This is a genomic window from Variovorax boronicumulans NBRC 103145, from assembly GCF_001591345.1.
Taxonomy (GTDB): Bacteria; Pseudomonadota; Gammaproteobacteria; order Burkholderiales; family Burkholderiaceae_C; genus Variovorax; species Variovorax boronicumulans.
This window is the reverse complement of record NZ_BCUS01000116.1, coordinates 1-21113: the sequence shown is the minus strand read 5'-3', so window position 1 is coordinate 21113 and position 21113 is coordinate 1. Positions and strand designations below refer to the sequence as shown.

Below are 21113 nucleotides of genomic sequence, written 5' to 3'. Positions count from 1 at the left end.
GCCAGGCCACGGGCTGGCCGGCCTGGCGGTCGGCCTCGGCCAGCGCCACCACCACGGGCATGGCGGTGGGGCTTTCGCTGCGCTGGTCGGCCAGCGGCATGGTGGCGGTCCAGGTCGCGCCGTCCCAGGCCTGTGTCCAGTCCTTGCCGGAGACGGCCGCGGTGCGGATCACCTCGGGCGTTTCGGGGAAGAACTCGAGCGTCTTGCCGCGCACGGCGGCGGGCAGGCCTTCGAGGCGCACCTTCAGCTGCTGGCCCTCGACGGCGATGGCGCCGGGCGCGCCCAGCGGCTGCGGTTGCGCGGCCTGCGCGGTGTCGAAGGCCGCCTTGTTCAGCGCGGTCGAGCCGCGCGCGGGCAGCGAGAGCGTGAACTCGCCCTCTTCGGGAATGCATTCCTTGCGGCAGACCAGCCAGGAGGCCTGCAGCTTGATGTCCATGGCCGGCGAGCCGCCGGTGAGCGCCACGTCGGGCTTGTAGAGCGTGGAGACCTCGAGCGGCACCGGCAGCAGCACGGTGCTCTCGTAGCCGTAGTTGGCGAGCGTGCCGACCGGGATCTTCTTGGGCACCGGCCAGGCGATCTCGCCGGTCGAGACGCCGGCGGGCAGCGTCCACTTCAGCTCGGTGGGCAGGCCGGAATCGCCGGCGTTCTTCCAGTAGGTGTGCCACTCGGGCTGGTGAGTGATCTGCAACCCGACCCAGACCGGCGCGCCGGGCGCCACGCCCTGGGGCGCATGGGCGACCAGTTCGGCGCGCACGTGGGGGGTGGTGACCACGGCCCCGGTCTTCGGGGCCAGCTGGGCCGCAGCCGGCATGCAGGCTGCGGCGGTAGCTATCAGAAAAGTAGCGAAAGAGATGCGCGAAAAGGTCATGCCGGTCAGTCGGAGCCGGAGGGCGGGGCGAAGTTCCTGGGGGCCGGGTCTTTCCCGAGGCTCAGGCCGCGGTGGCCGCTGGCCAGCCCAGGACCACGCGCCGGGTGGTCGCGCTCTTCTTCTCGATCTTGGTGACGACCATGGCGCCGATTTCCGCCGTGTTGGCCACGTGCGTGCCGCCGCAGGGCTGGAAGTCGATCGACGGCGCGCCGCCGTCTTCGCCCGTGCCGCCAATGCGGATGGTGCGCACCGTGCCCGTGCCGCGCGGCGGTTGCACGCTCATGCTCTTGACCAGCGCGGGGTTGGCGTCGAGCTCGGCGTCGCTGATGGCGCCCACGGTCAGCGGGTGGGCGGCCTCGACCAGCTTCGCGAGGCCGGCGGTGAGCGTTTCCTTGTCGAGCGGGTCGGTGATGTGGAAGTCGATGCGCGCGTACTCGGGCGTGATCGAGCAGCCGTTCACCGGCACCGGCACGAGGTGGCACAGCAGGTGGCTGGCGGTGTGAAAGCGCATCAGCCGGTGGCGGCGCTCCCAGTCGAGGCGGGCGGTGACGGTGTCGCCGGGCGCCAGCGCGGCCAGCAGCGCGGCCTGGTCGGGCGCGGGCACGTGGACGAATTCGGCGGTCGGCTGGCCCTCGGCGTCCTTGGCCTTGCGGGTGTCGGCGATGGCGATTTCGCGGCCGTCGGCGAGCACCAGCACGCCGGCATCGCCGGCCTGCCCGCCGCCCAGCGGATAGAACACGGTGCGGTCCAGCACGATGCCGGTGTCGTCGATGCGCAGGATGCGGGCTTCACAGGTGCGCAGGTAGGCGTCGGCGCGGAACAGGTCGTCGGTCATGCGGCGATGGTAGCGACGATGCGCGAAGGAGGTGCGCGCACGCCGGAAAGCGCCCACGACCGACACGCCTGCGCCGTGCGATTGCGCATGATCCGGCGGTCTGCGGCCGCCTGCCGCGCAAGGAATCCGCATGAACGCATCGCCGCACCTTCCCGTCCGCCTCGCCTTGTCCGCCGCGGCCGTGGCCGCCGTGCTGCTCGTCGCCGGCTGCGGCGAGACCGCCAAGCTCGCGCCCGAGCTCACGACCGGCCCACGGCCGCAGCTGGCCGATCCGAACAAGACACTGATCCCCACCGTCAACGTGGCGCCCGCCGTCGGCTGGACCGACACCGCCGCGCCCACCCCCGCCGAAGGCCTGCGCGTGACGGCGCTGGCGCGCGGGCTGGACCACCCGCGCTGGGTCTACACGCTGCCCAACGGCGACATGCTGGTGGCCGAGAGCAACAAGCCGCCCAAACCCGAAGGCAGTGGCGCCGGCGGCCCGGTGGCCAAGGTGCGCAACTGGGTCATGGGCAAGGTCATGGGCCGCGCGGGCGCGGGCGTGCCCAGCGCCAACCGCATCACCCTGCTGCGCGACGCCGACGGCGACGGCTTGGCCGAGGTGAAGCAGGTGTTCCTGGCGAACCTCAGCTCGCCCTACGGCATGGCGCTGGTCGGCAACGAGCTCTTCATCGCCAACGCCGACGCGCTCGTGAAGGTGCCCTACACCGAGGGCCAGACCTCGGTCAGCGCCACGCCCACCGTGGTGACGGCGCTGCCCGCCGGCCTCAACCACCACTGGACCAAGAACGTCATCGCCAGCGCCGACGGCAGCAAGCTGTACGTCACGGTCGGCTCCAACAGCAACATCGGCGAGAACGGCATGGCGGCCGAAGAGGGCCGCGCCGCGATCTGGGAGGTCGATGCGAAGAGCGGCGAGAAACGCCTGTTCGCCAGCGGCCTGCGCAACCCCAACGGCCTGGGCTGGGAGCCCGAGACCAACGTGCTGTGGACCGTGGTGAACGAGCGCGACGAGATCGGCAGCGACCTCGTGCCCGACTACCTCACCTCGGTGAAAGAGGGCGCCTTCTACGGCTGGCCCTGGAGCTACTGGGGCGGCGTGGTCGATGCGCGCGTCACGCCGCAACAGCCCGAGCGGGTGGCCAAGGCGCTGGCGCCCGACTACGCGCTGGGCGCGCACGTCGCGCCGCTGGGCCTGGTGTTCTCGCATGCGCGCGGCATGCCGCCCGAGTTCGCGAGCGGCGCCTTCATCGGCGAGCACGGCTCGTGGAACCGCAAGCCCAAGTCGGGCTACAAGGTGGTGTTCGTGCCCTTCATTGGCGGCAAGCCGAGCGGGCCGCCGGTCGACGTCCTCACGGGCTTCCTGAGCGCAGACGAAAAGGCGCACGGCCGGCCGGTGGGCGTGGCGCTCGACAAGAACGGCGCGCTGCTGGTGGCGGACGACGTGGGCAACGCGGTGTGGCGCGTGTCGCGCAGCAAGCCGAACTGAGGCGCGGTCAGCCCCGGCGCGCCGACGACAGCCGCGGCACCAACTGGGCCGCCGGCCCGTCCACGCGGCGCCGGCTGGTGTCGCCGCGCAGGTGGTCGAACAGCAGCGCAATCGCCTGCTGCGCCACCTCGTCCAGGTGCAGGTCGACGGCCGTGAGCGGCGGCACGCAGGTGCGCGCGCGCAGGCCGTCGTAGCGCGTGGCGATCATCACGTCCTCGGGAATGCGCCGGCCCGATTCGCGCACGGCCGTCACCGCGCCGGAGGCGAACGCGTCCACCGGCACGCAGAAGGCGTCGATGTCGGGGTGCGCCGCCAGCAGCGCCAGCGCGGCCTGCCGACCGCCGTTCTCGCCCTCGGCCTCGTCGACCAGCGACAGCAGCGGTGCCTGCCCGCGCGCGGTGGCGAAGGCCTGGTAGGCCGCCTGGCCTTCCACATAGGAGTTGCGCGCGGCCGAGCCGAGGATCATCGCGACCTTGCGCGCGCCCTGGTCGTGCAGGTGTTCGAGCAGCAGGCGAGTGGTCCGGCCCGAGTGGATGTCGACATAGGGCGGCATCGCCGGCCCGTCGGCCGCTTCCTCGGCCGGCTTGCCGATGGCCACCACCGGCAGGCCGCGCCGCAGCAGGTACGCCAGGTTCGGGTCGCCCGCCGAAGGCTCGATGACCAGCGCGCCGTCCACGTCGAGCAGCTCCATGGGCACGCGCCCGGTTTCCATCGGCGGCGCCAGCACCAGCGCCAGGCGGCGGTCCAGCGCCTCCGCGGCCGCCACGGCCGCCACCTCCATCAGGAAGCCCAGGCGCGACGGGCCACCGGCCACCGCGAAGGGCATCGACGACAGCAGCACGATCATGTGCGCCTCGCCCGTGCGCAGCCGCTGCGCATTGCGGTTGGGCCGGTAGCCCAGCTTCAGCGCCGCCTGCTCGACGCGCGCGCGCGTTTCCGCATCGACCTGGCCCCGGGCGTTGAGCGCGTGCGAGACGGTGGTCGGCGACACGCCCGCTTCGCGTGCCACGTCCTTGATGTTTGCCCGCGGCGATGGGTTGGTGCTCATCCCGTTGACCTTTTCGAAAAGCGGTGATTCAATCCCCAAATCGTTTTGGGGCGCCATGCCACGGAATGTACTTCACCCGCTTCGGCGGCTTTTTTTGCCAGTGCGCCCAAATCGATTTGGGCGCGGTCCCGGTTCAAGGATTCCATGATGTCCCGTGTGCCCGATGCCTCTGCTGTGCCCCCGGTCGTGCCTGTCGGCGCGCCTTCCGCCATCGCCCCGGTCGATGCGGTGCTGCCTCTGTCGCAACTGCTGCTGTTCGGCCTGCAGCACGTGCTGGTGATGGCGGCCGTGCCGATCACCTCGGTGTTCCTCGTGGCCAAGGCGCTGGGGCTGGAGTCCGCGCTCACGGTCAACCTGATCAGCGCCACCTTTTTGCTGTGCGGCGTGGGAACCTTGCTGCAGTCGTTCGGGCCGTGGAAGTTCGGCGCACGCCTGCCCTTCGTGATGGTGCCGGGCGGCGCGCCCATCGTGATGTTCGTGACCATCGCCCAGCAGCGCGACCTGCAGACGGCCTCGGGCGCGGTGATCCTCACGGCGCTCTTCTACTTCCTGGTGCTGCCAGTGTTCGCGCGCTGCCTGCGCTACTTTCCGAAGATCGTCATCGGCACCTTGCTGCTGCTGGTGTCGATCAACCTCGTGAAGGTGTACGGCGGCATCATCGCGGGCAAGGCGGGCACGTCCACCTTTGCCGACCCGGTGAACATCGGGCTGGCGCTGGCGACCATCGGCTTCACGGTGCTGTTCGCGCGCGTGTTCAAGGGCACGCTCGGCCAGCTCGCGGTGCTGCTGGGCCTGCTGGCCGGCACGGTGCTGGCCGCGGCCTGCGGGCTGATGGACTTCAGCAGCGTGGCCGCCGGCCCCTTCTGGAGCGCGCCGACGCTGCTGCCCTTCGGCATGCCGCGCTTCGACCTAGTGGCGGCCGTGCCGCTGCTCATCTTCAGCATCATCTCGATGGTCGAGGCCACGGGGCAGACCGTGGCGGTGGCCGAGGTGGTGGGCCGCAAGATCGATGCGCGCGACGTGGTGCCGCGCACCATCCGCGGCGACGCGCTGGTGTCGCTGGCGGGGGGCTTCTTCGGCACCTCGATGATCATCACCAGCGGCGAGAACATCGGCATCGTGCGCGCCACCAACGTGCGCTCGCGCTACGTGACGGCCGCGGCCGGCGTGATCCTGATCCTCATCGCGCTGTCGGCGCCGCTGGGCCGGCTGGCCAGTGCCATTCCGTCGGCCGTGGTCGGCGGCACCGCGATGGTGGTGTTCGCGATCATCGGCACCATGGGCATCGACATGCTGCGCAAGGTCGACCTGCACGAGCGCGGCAACATGTTCGTGCTGGCCGGCGCGCTGACCATGGGCCTGCTGCCCATCGTCGTGCCGGGCCTGTACAGCCGCTTTCCCGACACGCTGCAGCTGGTGCTGGGCAACGGCCTGGCCATGGGCTCGCTCACGGCAGTGGTGCTCAACCTGGTGTTCAACCGCGTGCCGGCCGACAGCGCCGCCATCGCGCCGGCGCCGCAATGAGCGTCTTCTCATTTCTTTTCCCGTTCTCTCCTTTCACCATGTCTCCTGAACTCGATGCCGCGCACTTCGCGGCCCACGAGCTGCTGCTCGTTCCCGACCACCTGATGCTGCGCGACGGCCCCGCCGCCGGCCACGCCGTGCGGATCGAAGGCGGGCGCTTTCGCGAGGTCGGCCCCGCCGACGCGCTCATCGCCCGCCACCCGCAGCTCACGCCGCTGCACCTGCCCGGCAAGCTGCTGATGCCGGGCATGATCGACGCGCACCACCACCTCACGCAGTCCTTCGGCAAGTCGCTGGCCTACGGCGAGCCGTCCGAGATCTTCCGGCGCGTGTGGGTGCCGCTCGAGTCGAGCCTGGACGACGAGTTCGTCTACATGGCCTCCAAGCTCGCGGCGCTCGAATCGCTGCGCGGCGGCTTCACCACCGTGTGCGACGCGGGCACGCGCGCGCCGGGCGACATCGGCGCCGTGGCCGCCGCCGTGCGCGAGGCCGGGCTGCGCTGCGTGCTGGGCCTGATCTGCAACGACGGCGGCAACGACAGCAGCGCCGCCGACCGGCAGGCGATCCAGGCGCATGCCGCGCAGTTCCTGCGGCAGTGGTCGGACGCGCCGCTGGTGCATCCCTCGCTCGCCATCTCGGTGCCCGAGGCGGCGTCCGACGAGATGCTGGTCGCGGTGTCGGCCCTGTGCGCCGAGGCGCGCACCGTGTTCCAGACGCACGTCAACGAGCACCTGGCCTCGGTCGAGCGCTCGGTCGTGCAGCGCGGCAGGCGGCCGCTGGAGCTGCTGGCGCACCTGGGCGCGCTCGGCCCGCAGGTGCTCATCGCGCACGGCACGCTGGTCACGCCCTCCGAACTCATGGTGCTGCGCGACACCGACACCGCCGTGAGCTACAACCCCGTCGCCAGCCAGTGGAAGGGCAACGCCGTGGCGCCCGCGAACCTGATGGCCGCGCTGGGCATCCGCTTCGGCCTGGGCACCGACGCCACGCGCAGTGACGCCTTCCGCCTGATGGACGCGGCCGAGGCCGCGCAGAAGCTGGCCTTCGGCATGGCCATCGGCGATGCGTCCAGCGGCGGCGGCTGGACCTGGTTCGACCACGCCACGCACGAAGGCGCGCGCGCCGTGGGCCTGGGCCACCTCACGGGCGAGATCGCCGTGGGCAAGGCGGCCGACTTCCTCATCGTCGATGTCGACACGCCCGAGATGTGCACCTCGGTCGACCTCACGTGGGACCTCGTGCGCCTGGGCAACCGCGACCAGATCGTGGCCGTGTTCGTCGACGGAAAACTGCGCCTGTGGGAAGGCTGGCCGCCCGACTGGGATGCGCGCGCGCTGCAGCGGCAGCTGGCGCGCGTCGCCCACGCGGCCATGGACCGCGCGCCCATCGTGCGCCTGCACCCCCCGGCCGCCGCGCACCGCCGCCTGGCCTCGGAGCGGCACTCGCAGTGAGCGCGCAACACCTTGTCCTCGTCTCGCTCGCCGTGCTGTTCGCCGCCTTCGTGCAGGGCGCGACCGGCGTCGGCTTTGCGCTCATCGCCGCGCCGGTGATCGGCATCGTGCGCCCCGACCTGCTGCCCGTGTGCGTGCTGGTGCTGATGCTGCCGCTGAACTTCTACGTGATGTGGCGCGAGCGCGGTGCCATCGACCGCACCGGCGCCAGCTGGATCACCGGCGGGCGCCTGCTCGGCACCGTCGGCGGCCTGTGGGTGCTGGCGGCGCTGAGCGCGAGCCACCTGTCGCTGTTCGTCGGTGCCTCGACCATCGCGGCGGCCCTGGTCACCTTGATGATGCCGGCCTTCTCGCCGGGCCGCACCGCCTTCGTGGCGGCGGGGCTCGTGACCGGCGTCACCGAAACCGCGACCGGCATCGGCGGGCCGCCGCTGGCGCTGGTCTACCAGCACCAGCCGGCGCCCACCATGCGCTCGACCATTGCGCTGTGCTTCCTGGTCGGCGAGCTGGTGTCGCTGGCCACGCTGATGGCGGCGGGGCGCATCGACGGCTCACAGCTCTATGCCGCGGCCCTGCTGTTGCCCGCGCTCGTCGTGGGTGCGGTGCTCAGCCGCGTGGTGCATCGGCGCATCAACGGCCGCGTGCTGCGCATCTTCGTGCAGGTCTTCGCGATCGTGTCGGGCGCCGCACTGCTGCTGCATTCATTCTGAGGCGCGCTGCGCGGCCTGCCATGCCGCGCGGTCGACGCGAAACAGCCGGTGGCCGCGCAGCGCATGGCCTTCGGGCACCGCCGGATGCTCGAAGGCGCCGGCCACGTCCTCGTGCATGCCGATGCGTGCCATCACGGCGGCCGAGCGCAGGTTGCCGTTGGCGGTGAACGCCACGATTTCTTCGAGCCCGAGCCGTTCGAAGCCGACCTGCAGCGCGCCGCGCGCCGCCTCGGTCGCGAAGCCCTGGCCCCAGCTGGCGCGCGACAGGCGCCAGCCGATCTCCACGCAGGGCGAGAAAGGCCGCGTGGCCATCGGCACGTTCAGGCCGGTGAAGCCGATGAACTCGCGCGTGTCCTTGCGCTCGACGGCCCAGAAGCCCCAGCCCTTCTGCGCGATGAGCGCGCGGGCACGGTGGGCCGCTGCGTCGCTCTCGGCGCGCGTGGGCAAGGGCAGCAAGAATTCCATCACCCGCGGGTCGCAGGCCAGCGCGAAAAATGGCGCGAGATCGCTCTCGCGCCATTGGCGCACCCGCAGGCGCGGGGTGTCGAATTCGATGAGGTGGGGCGGGGTGGGTGTGCTTTCTTCGGTCATGCGACCGATTGTGCGCAGATCAGAACTCGGCCAGCACCACCTTGCCCTGCGCCTTGCCGCTCTCGATGAGCGCATGTGCCTTGCGCAGGTTCGCGGCGTTGATGGTGCCGAAGCTCGCATTCGCCGTGGTGCGGATGCGGCCCGCGTCGACCAGCGCGGCCACTTCGGCCAGCAGCTTGCCCTGCTCGGCGATGTCGGGCGTGGTGAAGCGTGAGCGCGTGAACATCATTTCCCAGTGCAGCGAGATGCACTTGGTCTTCAGCGGCATCGCGTCGAGCACCTTCATGTCGTCGATCACCGCGAGCTGGCCCTGGGGCTTGAGGCTTTCGATGAGCTGCGCGTAGTGCTGGTCGGTCTGCGTGAGGCTGGCGACCATGTCGACTTCATCGATACCAGCGGCCTTCAGTTCGGCGGCGAGCGGCTTCGAATGGTCGATGACGACGTGCGCGCCCAGCGCCAGGCACCATGCGCGCGTTTCGGCGCGCGAGGCGGTGGCGACCACGCGCAGCTTCGTGAGCTGGCGTGCGAGCTGGATGAGGATAGAGCCCACGCCGCCGGCACCGCCCGTGATCAGCAGCGTCTGGCCTTCGCCGCCGTCCTTGGGCACCTGGAGGCGGTCGAACAGCAGTTCGTAGGCGGTGATGGTGGTCAGCGGCAAGGCGGCGGCCTGGGCGTCGTCGAGGGTCTTCGGGGCGAGGGCGGTGATGCGCTCGTCGACCGCGTGCAGCTCCGAATTGGCACCGGGGCGAATGATGGAGCCGGCGTAGTACACGCGGTCGCCGACCTTGAAGCTTTGCACGCCGCTGCCGATGGCCTCGACGGTGCCGACCGCGTCCCAGCCCAGCACCTTGGCCTGGCCGGCTTCGGGGGCGGCGTTCTTACGGACCTTGGTGTCGACCGGGTTGACCGACACGGCCTTCACGCGCACCAGCAGGTCGCGCGCGCCCGGCACGGGGGCGGGGAGCTCGATGTCCTGCAGCGATTCGGGGTTGTCGATGGGGAGGGGCTGGTGGTAGCCGACGGCTTTCATGGGAAGAGACCTTCTTTCTGGAACGATGGCTGGACTGTAGGATGACAACGTCTGTTTGATAAGGTGGCCTGAATCACCAACACTTTCAAATGAAGATTGAAAATATATCGGACCTGCAGGTGCTCGTGCAGACGGCGCGTGGCGGCACGTTGACGGCGGCGGGGCATGCGCTGGGGATCACGCCCGCCGCGGCGAGTGCGACGTTGAAGCGGTTGGAGACGCAGTTGGGGGCGCGACTGTTCGAGCGGTCGACGCGGGCGATGCGGCTGACGCCGCAGGGGCAGACGCTGCTTGACTACGCGGTGCGTGCTTTTGAATTGTTGGATGAAGGGGAGTCGCTGGTCACTGCGGATCGGGGCGAACTTGTGGGTACCTTGCGGGTGGCCTCGCCGTCGGACCTGACGCGCAGCACCTTGCTGCCGTGGTTCGACGAGTTCCTGGCGTTGCATCCGGGGGTGCAGTTGTCGCTGTCTGTCGGGGACCGGCCGCTGGACGTGATGCGCGACGAGGTGGACGTGGCGCTGCGCTACGGGGCGCTGGCTGATTCGCGGCTGGTGGCGCGGGCGTTTGCGCTGACGAATCCGGTGCTCACGGCTTCACCGGACTATCTGCGTCGGCATCCCTTGCCTCGGGTTCCGCAGGATCTGCTGCAGCACAACTGTCTGACGTTCAACCGGAGTGGGCGACGGCACCGGGTGTGGAGGTTTGCGCAGTTGGGGCAGTGGACGGAGGTGCGGGTGAATGGGGATCGGAGTGTGGATGATGCTTCGCTGGCGCGGGAGTGGACTGTGGCGGGGTATGGGATTTCGCTGAAGTCCGCTTTGGATGTGCGCAATGACATTCGGGAAGGGCGTCTTGTGCGGTTGCTGCCGGATTGGGATACCGAGCCTTATCCGTTGCATGCGCTGTTGCCTAGTGGGAGGTTTGTGCCGGCTCGGGTTCGTGGCTTTGTGGATTTCCTGGCTTTGAAGTTCGAGGGGTTGTTGGCTTTGGGCTGAGGGTTTGGTTTCGGGGGCCGGGACTCGCCCCGGCGGGCGACTCACTTTCTTTTGCTTCGCCAAAAGAAAGTAAGCAAAGAAAAGGCGACCCCACTGTCTGCGTCCCTCCGCTTCGCTGCGGGCAACCTGCGGTGCTCGCGCTTCGCGGGGTCTCGCCCAAACTCGCTTCGCTCAAACAAGGGCGAGCCCTGATCCGCGAAACGCTGCGCTCCTCGGCGCGGCCAGAGGGGAGGGGGAACGGGCGGGCCGTCGCTGCGCTCGGCCTGGGGGGATCGCATCACTGCGTTCGCTCCCCCTGTTGTCCCTCGTCAGATCATCGGCGTCACGGCGCCATCCATCGCCACGATCGCGCCGGTCACATAGCTTGCCTTCGGCGACGCCAGGAAGAGCACGGTGTTGGCGACTTCCTCGGGCGTCGCGATGCGCCCCAGCGGCAGGCGTGCAGTGGCGCGCTCCAGCGCCTCGTCGGTGTCGATGCCCTGCAGCTTCGCGTCGGCCTTCATGCCTTCCTGCAGCCGCGCTGTCAGCGTGAGGCCGGGGTTCACGGCATTCACGCGCACGCCTTTCGCGGCGTAGGCGGCGGCCATGCCGGCGCTCACGAGCATGAGCGCGGCGTTGGCGGCGCCGCCGGCCATGTGCACGGGGCTGGCGACCTTGCCGCCCTGGCCGATCACATTGACGATCGCGCCGCGACCGCGCGTGCCCATGCGCTTCACGACCGGGTCGATCATGTGGATGTAGGTGAAGTACTTGGCGTCCATCGCGTCGTGCCACGAGGCGGGCGTGAGCTCGTCGGGCGGGGTGCGGCGCGCGGCGCCTGCCGAGTTGACGAGCACGTCGACGGGGCCGAACGTCTGTTCTGCGGCGTCGAGTGCGGCGACGGCGCTGGCGGGGTTCTTGAGGTCGGCGGCGTGCAGGCTGACGCGGCCTTCGGCTTGCGGGAACGCGGCGAGCAGCGACTGCTGGCCCTGCTGCAGGTTCTGCAGGTCGCGCGAGACCAGGCTCACGCGCGCGCCTTCGCGCAGGAAACCCAGCGCGCAGGCCAGGCCGATGCCCTTGCTGCCGCCGGTGATGAGAACGTGCTGGTCCTGGAGCTGGAGGTCCATGTCGGGGTCCTTGGAAGAAGGTGGATCTGTCTGCGGCGCTGCCGCCGCGCGATTGAATCACCGCCCCGAAACCCCTGCAGCGACGCGGCCGAAAAGGCCGCGCCGGTTGCCCTGCGCGTCAGGCCTTGCGGCGCTTCGCTGGTGCTTCTTCTTCCAGCGCGGCCGGCGCGCTGTCGGTGGCGTCGCGCAGCTGGCCGTGGTGGTCGTGGTGCGCCAGCAGCTGGCGCGTGCGTTGCCAGGTCGACAGGCGCGCGGGCGCGACTTCGATGTACGACGCCAGCGCGAACAGCGACGACTGCTCCTTTTCCGGCGGCGTCTCGCTGCGGTGCTGGCGGCGGCGCAGCGGGCCCATGATCAGCATCGAGGCGAGGATCACGCCGATGACGATGGCGTACAGGCCCAGCAGCTGAAGCACCTCGGGCTGGGAGCGCGCGCCCATCACGTAGGGCCAGGCGTACCAGATGGCGCAGAACCAGATCGCGACGGTGATCGCGGGGCGCAGCACGCGCAGCCACAGGTACATGGCCAGGGTGCGCGCCGGCGAGCGGCCGTTGCCGAAGGCGTGCAATGGAATGCGCGCGGCATCGATGATGGGTTCGTCCACCGCGGGTTGGCCCCACGAACGGGTGCGGGGCGGCGGGGCTTCGTGCAGCGCCAGCGAAGAGAGCGGGTTCTCAGGATGCATCGGAAGAAACTCCTCGGTCAGGGCTCGTCCACACCGCGCGCTTGCCGCGACGACGCATCAGAGCGTTGGGAAGGGCGACCACCGTGGTGGCCATCGTGATCGTCCAGAACGCGATCGGGTACCAGATCGTTCCGGCGAAATAGCGCATGAGGTCGCGGTCGTAGCGACGGTCGATCCACAGGCTCAGCAGCATCTGCAGGATGCAGGTCATGGCCAGCAGCGTGCCCTGCCAGTGCGGCAACAGCGCCGAATGCCAGGCCGACTCGTGCGGCAAAAAGGGGCGGATGAAGCTGATCACCAGCACCAGCGCCATCGCATAGGCCCACACCACGCTCACCATGTACTCGCTGTAGATGAGCCACAGGCGCCAGCTGCGCAGGCGCAGGATGGACGGCGTGATGCGCAGCATGGTCTGGATGCCGCCGACGGCCCAGCGCAGGCGCTGCTTCCACAGGCCGCGCAGGGTCTCGGGCATGAGGATCCAGCACAGCGCGCGCGGCTCGAAGCGCAGGCGCCAGCCGGCGAGCTGGAGCTTCCAGCTCATGTCGATGTCCTCGGTGAGCACGTCGGGGCTCCAGAAGCCCACCTCGAGCACGGCGCGGCGGCGGAACATGGCCAGCACGCCCGACACCGTGAACAGCGTGCCGATGAGCTGCTGCGAGCGCTTGATGAGGCCGATGATCGACGAGAACTCGCCCACCTGCATGCGCCCCAGCAGCGTGGTGCGCGTGCGGATGCGCGGGTTGCCGGTGACGGCGCCGATGCGATCCGAGGCCAGCATGCGCTTGAGCATCCAGGCGATGGCGTTGGGGTCGACCAGCGCGTCGCCGTCGATGCCCAGGATGTACTCGCCGCGCGCCAGCTGGCAGGCGGTGTTCAGGCCCACGGCCTTGCCCTGGTTGCTGGCGTTGTGGATCACGCGCAGGCGGCTGAATTCGAGCGTCATCTCGTCGAGCAGCTCGCCGGTGCCGTCGGTGCTGCCGTCGTTGACGGCGATCACCTCGTAGTTCGGGTAGCGCGTGCGCATGAGCTGCTCGATCACTTCGCGCAGGTGCGGCGCCTCGTTGAAGCAGGGCACCACCACGGTCACGAGCGGCTGCGAGGGCAGGGCCTCGAGCGGGTCGGCCTCGACGTCGCGCTTGCGCTCGAACGACCACGCGTGCGAGAGGCCGCCCGCGATCCACACCCACGCCATGAAGAACGGGTAGTAGAAGACGAAGCCGAAGAGCACCGGTGGAATCAGGTCCACCAGCATCTGGAGCGTGTTCATCGGGGCTTCCCTCCTTCAGGCGGCAGCGTGGCGGCGTTGTGGTTGCGCCGCGGGGCGCGCGACAGCAGCGAACGCACCGAGATCGCGCGGCGCACGGTCTCCAGCGAGGGCTGGTTGTTCAGGAAGTCGTCGGGGTAGTAGCCCAGGTGGCGCACGCCGGCACGCTGCAGCAGGGTCCACTGGCGCGTGAGTTCGGCGTCGGCCACGGGTTTCCCGGTGCGCCAGTCGCGCGCTTGCAGCTCGAACACGGTGCGGTCCAGGCCGTGCGGCGTGGCGGCCGCGCGCTGGGCCAGGCGGCCCAGCCAGGCGTCGCTGTCGGCCGGGGTGCGGGCCTCCTGCTCCATGCGCGGCATGGCCATCAGGCCGACGTAGTCGTAGGCGGCAAGCGAGGCTTCATAGTTTTGGGCAAACCATTGCTCGGCCGCGGGTTCGAGCACCGGCCGCGCGTAGAGGTTGCGCGCCGTTTCCAGGGCAGGGCGCCAGGTGCCAACGCGCGCCGCGAGTTCGTGCGTGAACTCGATCAGGTGGCGGGTCTTGGCGGTGGTCCAGCGGGCCATGAGCGCGGGGTCGGCGCGCAGCGCGGCCACGTCGGCCGGCAGGCCCCAGCGGCGGTAGGTGTCGAGCGCGGCGGGGCTGGCGTCCTCGTCGTCCGAGAGCATGGCGTCGTCGTGGAACAGCAGGCCTTCGAAGAAGGTGTGGCGGCCCAGGTCTTCGTACAGGTCGCCGACCAGCGTGCGCACGGCCGGGTCGAAGGGCGAGAGCCGGTGGTAGCGGTCGGCCGGCGCGTCGCCCGTGAGCGTGCGCACCGTGTGCGTGGCCAGCGGGTTCGACGCCGGCAGCCGGTAGGCGGTGACGGGCATCCACGCGTAGACCTTCACGCCGGTGCGGCTGCGCAGCTGCCAGGCGGCGCGGGCGAACAGGTCGGCACGCATCGGCAGGTGGCGGTTGGGAAAGTACAGCGCGTCGGCCACGCCGTCGCCGTCGGGGTCGGCATAGGCCTGCAGGAACACCGAGCGCGGGCGCACGGCGGCCACGCGCTCGATGAGTGCCGAGAGGTTGCGCTCCTGCTGGGCCGGGTCGGCGTCGTACACGTAGTCCAGGTCGACGTGCATCACGCGGTTGATCGGGCGCACCTCGCCGCCCACCGGGCTGCGCAGCATCTGCACGTAGTCGGGCGCCTCGTTGTCGTAGGCGGCCAGCGCGCGGCGGATGCGGTTGAGCGGAATCTCCTTCGTGTTCGCGCCGTCGTCGAGCGTGAAGGTGATCGGCATGCCCACGCGCGCCGAGGCTTCCAGCGCGGGCGTGTTGTAGGCGCCGTAGGGCCACACGGTGGCGCGCACCTTGGCGCCGGTGCGCTTTTCGATCAGCTCGCGGCTGCGGCGCAGGTCGGTCTCGATGCGGCGCAGGTAGGCGGCGTCGTCCTCGTAGCGGCCGGTGGCCGGGTCGTAGCGGTGCGTGGCCGCGGCGGGCAGCATGTTGCCTTGCGGGTTGGCCTGGATGCCGGTGTGCATTGCGTCGGTGTGGCTGGCGAACTCGACCAGCGGCGAGCGCGCCATCTCGGCGGCTTCGCGCCACAGCAGGAAGTTCTCGCGCGGCGCGGGCTTGTCGCCCCAGTGCACGGGCTGGCCTTCGGGCACCTCGAGCCAGCTCGTCACGAGCGCGAACAGCGCCGGGTAGTTGAAGCGTTGGAGCAGCGGGAACACGTGCGTGTAGGCACTGCGGTAGCCGTCGTCGAAGGTCAGCAGCACGGGCTGCGAGGGCAGCGGCTTGCCGCCGTTGCGCGCATCGATGATCTGCTGCAGGCTGACCGGGTGGTAGCCGCTGTGGCGCAGCCAGGCGAACACTTCGGCGAGCGTGCGCTCGTCGATGGCGGTTTCGTCGGGCGAGGTCTCGAAGCTGGCGCGCACGTTGGGGCGCACGTCGTGGAACGAGATTACGCGGAAGTCGACGCCGTTGTCGGGGTCGGCGGGCAGCACCGGCGCCGCCAGTACAGGCAACGCCGTCGCCAGCAGCAACCCGAGCAGGGCCGCGCGCAGCCGGAGGAAGAAGGTGGGGGCTTGCATCACGGACATCACTGCAGGGGCATCGAAAGGTTCAGGAACACGCCGCGCTGTTTTTCGCGCACGCCGTCGTAGGGGTGGCTGCCGAAGGTCAGGCCGTAGCGCAGCGTGAGCTTCTGGCCCAGGGCCCAGCGGTGCTCGTAGCGCAGGTTCCACAGCGGGCCGCTGCCGAAGCCGGCCTGCTGGTAGCTGCCGCCGCCGAGCTCCAGCACCTGGAAGAACTGGCGGTCGTCGCTTTTCCAGGTGAGCCACTGGCCGCGCACCGACAGTTGCGCGCTGGCGTCGCGCGAGGGGCTGAAGTAGCGCACGTCCTGCAGGCGGCTGCGGCTGGCATCGACGCCCAGCCGCGTCTCGATCTGGAAGCGCGGCGTGCTGACCCAGCGCTCGCGCCAACCGAAGTCGAGGCCGTCGCGCAGGTTGCCGTCGCTGAAGTCGAGCCGGCGCCATTGCAGGTCGAAGCGGCGCGACTCGTTGACGACGTAGGCCGCGCTGGCGCCGAACTCGCGCGCGCCGATAGCCTGCGCGCCGAAGGGCACGGCGCGGGCCTTCCAGGGTAGCTCCTTGCTGTCGCCGTCGTAGGTGGCCGACAGGCGCCAGGCATCGCTGGCGCGGTAGTCGACGCGGCCGGCCACGCTGTTGCGGTAGCGCCCGCTGTTCGCATGCTGCAGCACGCCTTCGGCCAGCCAGCGGCCTTGCTGCCAGCTCGCGCCGAGGCCGCCGCGCGCCCACTGGGCCGTGCCTTCGGAGGTGTAGCCGCGGCCCAGCGTCTGCGCGTAGAACACGCGCCATGCGTCGCCGATGAGGCCGGAGCTGAGCCGGCTGTCGACGCGCCATTCGCGGCTGGCCAGCGTGCCGCCGCCGCGCGAACCTTCGGCATCGATCTCGAGCTGCGGGCCGACCAGCGAGCGGCGCTTGCGCGCCATCTCTCGCACCTCGGCGGCGTCGGGCGCGTCGGCCTCGAGCGCCTCGGCGCGCAGCCGCGCGGCGCGGAACTCGTCGGCGTCGAGCAGCGCCTCGACATGGCCGGTGCGCACGCTCAGGTCGTCGGGGTGGTCGGCGCTCAGCGCCTCGAAGCGCGCCACGGCCGCCTCGGGGTGCTCGCGCAGCCGCTCGGTGAGCGCGGCGCCGTAGGCGTAGCCCGCGTTGAGCGGGGCTTCCTGCGTGAGCGTGTTGAAGCGCGGCTGCGCGATCTTCGGGCGGTCGCCGTACAGCTGCAACAGCGCGCCCAGGCCGCTCACTTCGGAGAACTGGTCGTTGGGGCGGCCGGCTTCCGGCGCCAGCCGCATCAGCACGGGCGTGGCGCTTTCGATGCGCTGGAGCAGCGCCTCGGCGTCGTCGAAGCGGCCGGTGTCCAGGTAGGCGTAGACCAGGCCGAAGTGCAGGCTGTCGGGCATCGGCAGGTCGACGACCGCCTTCTCGAACAGCGGCACGGCATCGGCCGAGCGGCGCTCCTGCGCCAGCGCGCGGGCGGCGGTGCCCAGCGCGTAGGGCGGCAGCGCGGTGCCGTCGGCACGCAGGCTGTCGTACAGCGCGATGGTGTCGGCGGGGCGGCCGCGCTCCAGCAGCGCCATCATGCGGTCGGACTGCAGCCGCATGCGCAGCGTGCGCCAGGTGTCGGCGTCTTGCGGGGCGGGCTGCACGAGCGCGGCGTCGATCCGGGCCAGCGCGGCATTCTGGGCGGCCAGCACCTTGTCGAGGTCGGTGACGCGCGCCGCGCCCAGGCGCTGGTCGCGCGCCTTCACGGCCCAGCGCAGCTGCTGCGCCAGCGCCTGCTGTTCGAGCAGCGCGAGCGTCAGCGGCGCGAGGCTGCCGGGCTGCTTGCGTTCAGCCGCCTGCGCGTCCTCGAACGCGGCCGTGGCGCCGCCGTACTCGGCCAGCAGGAAGTCGGCGTCGCGCTGTGCATCGCGGCGCTGGGGCTGCAGTGCGGAGATCTCGCCGTAGGCCGTGAGCGCCTGGAAGGGCTGGCCCTGGGCACGCGCCAGCGCGGCGCGCAGGTCGAGCAGCGCGACGCGGTCGGCAACCTCGGTGGGCGCGGGCTGGGCCAGCGCGCGGTAGAGGGTTTGCGCGCCCGCCGTGTTGCCGCTGGCCAGCCGCCAGAAGGCTTGGTGGATGCGCGGTTCGCGGGCGGCCGGCTGGCGCGCGCGCCAGACCTTGACGGTGTCGCCTTGCAGGGCGATGTCGCCCGTGCGCCGCGCGGCACCGGCCAGCGGGCCGAGCGCGTAATCGCCCAGCTCGCTCGGCGGCACCTGGCGGCCCACGGCCACCGCGTCGGCGAACTGGCCGTCGGCCACCGCGATCGCGATGGCGTCGGACGCCACGCGCCGGCGCTGCTCGTCGGCCAGGGGCGCCGCCAGCCATTGGCGCAGCTGCTGCAGGGCTTGGGCCGGTGCGATGCGGCCGGCGCGGCGCGCGACGATGAGGGCGTCGTGCTGCGAGGCGTCATACGCCAGCGCGCTGCCCAGGGGGGCGGCCGGCGAGGGCGCGACAGTGGATTCCGCGTACGCGGTGCTGCTTCCGAAGACCAGCACGCACACGATCGGCGGCAAACCTCGCACGGCTCGTGCGAGATGGTGAGGCAATGCCTTGAAGGGCGCGACTTTGCGCCCGGCAACGACGGTGCCTCCATTTTTTTGTGGATGGATGGACACGCTACTCCCTTTTGCGTGAACTCTCCTGGGCCGTGACAAGCCGTGGCGGAAAGTTCGTGAAAAGGGACTCTAGGCCAATTTGTAAACAATAGGACCGAACATCGGGAAAGATGAGAACTAATCGTGAACAGATTCGCGATCAATTCATCCGATGTTGGCAAGTTGTATGAAAGTGTTGCCCCATGCGCCGCCCATGGCCCCGTCCTAAGATCGCGGCATGAACGCACTTCCGGTCTCTTCGCCCCGTTGGCCCCGTTTCTGGTCCCAGTTGACGACGCGCGACTTCGCCGCGCTCGACGCGGCGACCACGGTGGCGGTGCTGCCGCTGGGCGCGACCGAGCAGCACGGCCCGCACCTGCCGCTGGGCGTGGACACCGTGCTGGCCGACGGCATCGTGGCCGCGGCGCTGCCGCTGCTGCCGCCGGAACTGCCGGCGCTGTTCCTGCCGACCCAGCAGATCGGCCTGAGCCCCGAGCACGCGCGCTTCGCGGGCACGCTCACCTTCTCGGCCGAGACGCTGATCCGCATGTGGAACGAGATCGGCGCGGGCGTGGCGCGCGCCGGCGTGAAGAAGCTGGTGCTGTTCAACGCCCACGGCGGCCATGTGGGCGCGATGGACATCGTGGCGCGCGAACTGCGCGCCGCGCACGGGCTGATCGTCTACAGCGTGAGCTGGTTCAACCTGCCGCTGGGCGATGCGAACGCGCAGTTCAGCGCCCGGGAGCACCGCTTCGGCGTGCACGCGGGCGAGATCGAGACCTCGATGATGCTGGCGCTGACGCCCGCACTGGTGCGCATGGACGAGGCGAAGGATTTCAGCTCCACCTCGGAGCAGCGCGCGGCCGACTGCGCGATCCTCGGCAACGGCAAGAGCGCCAAGCTCGGCTGGGCCATGGAGGACTACAACGCGCAGGGGGCGGCCGGCAATGCCGCGGCGGCCACGGCCGCGAAGGGTCAGGCGGTGATCGATGCGGCCGCGCAGCAGTTGGCGCTGCTGCTGGCCGAGGTGTCCCAGTTGCCGCTGAGCACGGCGAACACAGGGCCGCTGCCCTGAGAGCGGATCAGGCGCTGCCCCCCAGCACGCCGGCGAACATGTCGGCATCGACATTGCCGCCGCTCAACGCGACGCCCACCGTCTTCCCGCGCCAGCGTTCCTTCTGCTGAAGCGCCCCCGCCAAGGCAGCCGCGCCCGCACCTTCCGCCACGTTGTGCGTGTCGCTGAAGAGCACGCGCATGGCTTCGGCCACCTCGTCGTCGGTCACGGTGATCACGTCGTCGGCCTCGCGCAGGATCACCTCCAGCGACTCGGGCACCGGCGTGCGGCAGGCCATGCCGTCGGCCAGCCGTGTCGTGACGGGCGATTCGATGGCGCGGCGCGCGCGGAAGGAATCGCGGTAGGCCGTGGCATGCGCCGACACCACGCCGATGAGCTTCGTCGACACGCCGCAATGCGCGCGCGCCGCCGCTGCACCGGCAAAGCCGGAGCCCAGGCCGATGGGCACGAACAGCACGTCGGGCGGTGAAGCTTTCAATGCGCTGAAGAACTCGACATACGCGGTCGACACGCCGCGCACCAGCTCGCGATGGAACGAGGGAACGCGGTGCAGCGCGTCGCGCTCGGCCAGCACCGCCGCATGTTCGGCCGCGGCCTGAAAGTCGTCGCCGTGCTCGACCAGCGTCACGCCGAGCGCGCGCATCGCCGCGTTTTTCTCGCGCGAATTGCCGTGCGGCACCACGATGGTCGCGGCCAGCCCGTGGCGCTGCGAGGCGAAGCCGACCGACTGGCCGTGGTTGCCGCGCGTGGCGCTGATCACGTGGCGCACGGCGGGCTGCTCGCGCGCGAGGGTCTCGAAGTAGGTCAGGCCGCCGCGGATCTTGAAGGCGCCGACCGGCGTGTGGTTTTCGTGCTTGGCCCAGACCGTGGCGCCCAGGCGCTGCGACAGCTGCGGCCAGGTGTACTGGGGCGTGGGCGGCATGGCCGCATGCACGGTGCGCTGCGCGGCTTCGATCTCTTCGCGGGTGAATCGCATCGACGTCCTTCGGGTTGCTTACTTGCGTTCGGTGAGCGCCACGCGCACGGCCAGCGCGGCCAGCACGCTGCCCATGATGTAGCGCTGCGCGCGCAGCCAGCCCGCGCTTTGCGACAGCACGGCCGTGATGCTCGCGGCGCCGACGATCATCACGGTGTTGACCAGCGCGCTGCTCGCCATCTGCGCCATGCCCAGCTGCAGGCTCTGCAGCAGCACCGAGCCGCGCTCGGGATGGATGAACTGCGGGAAGAACGACAGGTAGAACATCGCCACCTTCGGGTTCAGCAGGTTCGTGAGAAAGCCCATGCGAAACAGCTTGGCTGGCGGATCGGCCGGCAGCGCGCGGGCCTCGAAGGGCGCGTTGCCGCCGGGCTTGACCGCCTGCCACGCGAGCCACATCAGGTAGGCCGCACCGGCGAAGCGGATCGCGTCGAACGCGACCGGCACCGCCAGCAGCAGCGCCGTGAGGCCCAGCGCCGCGGCGAACAGGTGCACCAGGAAGGCCATCAGCACGCCGCCCAGCGAGATGAGCCCCGCACGGCGGCCCTGGATCAGCGTGCGCGACACGCAATAGATCATGTTCGGCCCCGGCGTGAGCGCCAGCAGCAGCGAGGCGAGGGCGAACCAGGCGATTTCGGTCAGGGTGAGCATGAAAGTCAGAGTCCTTGCGATTCGAGGGTGACGGGGCCGCGCGGCGTGTCGAGCACGGCGACGAGGTTGGGCGGGCCGGCGTCGACCGGCAGGCCGCCCATGCCGATGGCCGTGAGCGC

The 21113-nt window shown here is 70.5% G+C and carries 18 protein-coding genes; 6 read left to right on the top strand and 12 right to left on the bottom strand.

Going from position 1 to position 21113, the window contains the following annotated elements; all coding sequences use genetic code 11:
- Together VBO01S_RS25450 and VBO01S_RS25445 are read right to left on the bottom strand one after the other, a co-directional pair.
- The coding region (locus VBO01S_RS25450) for a protein-disulfide reductase DsbD domain-containing protein (protein WP_303621490.1) at positions 1-811 on the bottom strand (811 nt) is incomplete at its 3' end.
- Positions 812-929: 118 nt separating this feature from the next.
- Positions 930-1703: an alanyl-tRNA editing protein gene (locus VBO01S_RS25445; protein WP_062480631.1), complete on the bottom strand. Its 774-nt coding sequence runs from the start codon at positions 1701-1703 to the stop codon at positions 930-932.
- Between the two features lie 130 nt (positions 1704-1833).
- On the opposite strand from VBO01S_RS25445, the gene VBO01S_RS25440 reads away from it, so the two are divergent.
- Positions 1834-3192, top strand: a complete 1359-nt coding sequence (locus tag VBO01S_RS25440) for a PQQ-dependent sugar dehydrogenase (RefSeq protein WP_062480621.1) — start codon at positions 1834-1836, stop codon at positions 3190-3192.
- Positions 3193-3199: 7 nt separating this feature from the next.
- On the opposite strand, the gene VBO01S_RS25435 is transcribed toward VBO01S_RS25440, so the two are convergent.
- Positions 3200-4240, bottom strand: coding sequence for a LacI family DNA-binding transcriptional regulator (locus tag VBO01S_RS25435; RefSeq protein ID WP_062480619.1), 1041 nt, complete (start codon positions 4238-4240; stop codon positions 3200-3202).
- Positions 4241-4387: 147 nt separating this feature from the next.
- Between VBO01S_RS25435 and VBO01S_RS25430 the strand changes: the two genes are divergently transcribed.
- Genes VBO01S_RS25430 through VBO01S_RS25420 form a run of 3 tightly spaced genes read left to right on the top strand, consistent with a single transcriptional unit; the run spans position 4388 to position 7925 of the window.
- A complete protein-coding gene (locus VBO01S_RS25430) occupies positions 4388-5764 on the top strand; it encodes a uracil-xanthine permease family protein (RefSeq protein ID WP_082818284.1) in 1377 nt (458 codons plus the stop codon).
- Positions 5765-5802: 38 nt separating this feature from the next.
- Positions 5803-7215 carry an amidohydrolase family protein gene (locus VBO01S_RS25425; protein WP_062480627.1) on the top strand — a complete coding sequence of 471 codons (1413 nt, stop codon included), beginning with the start codon at positions 5803-5805 and terminating at the stop codon, positions 7213-7215.
- Complete coding sequence (locus tag VBO01S_RS25420; RefSeq protein ID WP_062480617.1) at positions 7212-7925, top strand: sulfite exporter TauE/SafE family protein; 714 nt, start codon at positions 7212-7214, stop codon at positions 7923-7925. The genes VBO01S_RS25425 and VBO01S_RS25420 overlap by 4 nt, the downstream gene beginning before the upstream one ends.
- On the opposite strand, the gene VBO01S_RS25415 is transcribed toward VBO01S_RS25420, so the two are convergent.
- Together VBO01S_RS25415 and VBO01S_RS25410 are read right to left on the bottom strand one after the other, a co-directional pair.
- A complete protein-coding gene (locus VBO01S_RS25415; protein ID WP_062480615.1) occupies positions 7917-8516 on the bottom strand; it encodes a GNAT family N-acetyltransferase in 600 nt (199 codons plus the stop codon). The two genes, VBO01S_RS25420 and VBO01S_RS25415, sit on opposite strands and share 9 nt — an antisense overlap.
- Before the next feature lie 19 nt (positions 8517-8535).
- Positions 8536-9546, bottom strand: coding sequence for a zinc-binding alcohol dehydrogenase family protein (locus tag VBO01S_RS25410; RefSeq protein WP_062480612.1), 1011 nt, complete (start codon positions 9544-9546; stop codon positions 8536-8538).
- Positions 9547-9635: 89 nt separating this feature from the next.
- On the opposite strand from VBO01S_RS25410, the gene VBO01S_RS25405 reads away from it, so the two are divergent.
- Positions 9636-10544 carry a LysR family transcriptional regulator gene (locus tag VBO01S_RS25405; RefSeq protein ID WP_062480611.1) on the top strand — a complete coding sequence of 303 codons (909 nt, stop codon included), beginning with the start codon at positions 9636-9638 and terminating at the stop codon, positions 10542-10544.
- A 308-nt stretch (positions 10545-10852) separates the two neighbouring features.
- Here the strand turns inward: VBO01S_RS25405 and VBO01S_RS25400 are convergent, their stop codons facing one another.
- The 5 genes from VBO01S_RS25400 to pgaA form a co-directional block, all read right to left on the bottom strand.
- Positions 10853-11650, bottom strand: coding sequence for an SDR family oxidoreductase (locus tag VBO01S_RS25400; RefSeq protein WP_062480609.1), 798 nt, complete (start codon positions 11648-11650; stop codon positions 10853-10855).
- Between the two features lie 118 nt (positions 11651-11768).
- Positions 11769-12335 carry a PgaD family protein gene (locus VBO01S_RS25395; protein ID WP_062480608.1) on the bottom strand — a complete coding sequence of 189 codons (567 nt, stop codon included), beginning with the start codon at positions 12333-12335 and terminating at the stop codon, positions 11769-11771.
- Positions 12325-13605 carry a poly-beta-1,6-N-acetyl-D-glucosamine synthase gene (gene pgaC, locus VBO01S_RS25390; protein WP_082818283.1) on the bottom strand — a complete coding sequence of 427 codons (1281 nt, stop codon included), beginning with the start codon at positions 13603-13605 and terminating at the stop codon, positions 12325-12327. The genes VBO01S_RS25395 and pgaC overlap by 11 nt, the downstream gene beginning before the upstream one ends.
- Entirely contained in the window at positions 13602-15668 is a 2067-nt protein-coding gene (gene pgaB, locus VBO01S_RS25385) for a poly-beta-1,6-N-acetyl-D-glucosamine N-deacetylase PgaB (RefSeq protein ID WP_062480625.1), read from the bottom strand. Before pgaB ends, pgaC begins: the two co-directional genes overlap by 4 nt.
- A gap of 8 nt (positions 15669-15676) precedes the next feature.
- On the bottom strand, positions 15677-18220 hold the full coding sequence (pgaA, locus tag VBO01S_RS25380) for a poly-beta-1,6 N-acetyl-D-glucosamine export porin PgaA (RefSeq protein WP_169805087.1): 2544 nt from the start codon (positions 18218-18220) through the stop codon (positions 15677-15679).
- Between the two features lie 310 nt (positions 18221-18530).
- Between pgaA and VBO01S_RS25375 the strand changes: the two genes are divergently transcribed.
- Positions 18531-19367, top strand: coding sequence for a creatininase family protein (locus VBO01S_RS25375; protein ID WP_062480604.1), 837 nt, complete (start codon positions 18531-18533; stop codon positions 19365-19367).
- A 7-nt stretch (positions 19368-19374) separates the two neighbouring features.
- On the opposite strand, the gene VBO01S_RS25370 is transcribed toward VBO01S_RS25375, so the two are convergent.
- Both VBO01S_RS25370 and VBO01S_RS25365 read right to left on the bottom strand, forming a co-directional pair.
- A complete protein-coding gene (locus VBO01S_RS25370) occupies positions 19375-20343 on the bottom strand; it encodes a threonine dehydratase (protein WP_062480602.1) in 969 nt (322 codons plus the stop codon).
- Positions 20344-20361: 18 nt separating this feature from the next.
- Positions 20362-20994, bottom strand: a complete 633-nt coding sequence (locus tag VBO01S_RS25365) for a LysE family translocator (RefSeq protein ID WP_062480600.1) — start codon at positions 20992-20994, stop codon at positions 20362-20364.
- Positions 20995-21113 lie beyond the last annotated feature (119 nt).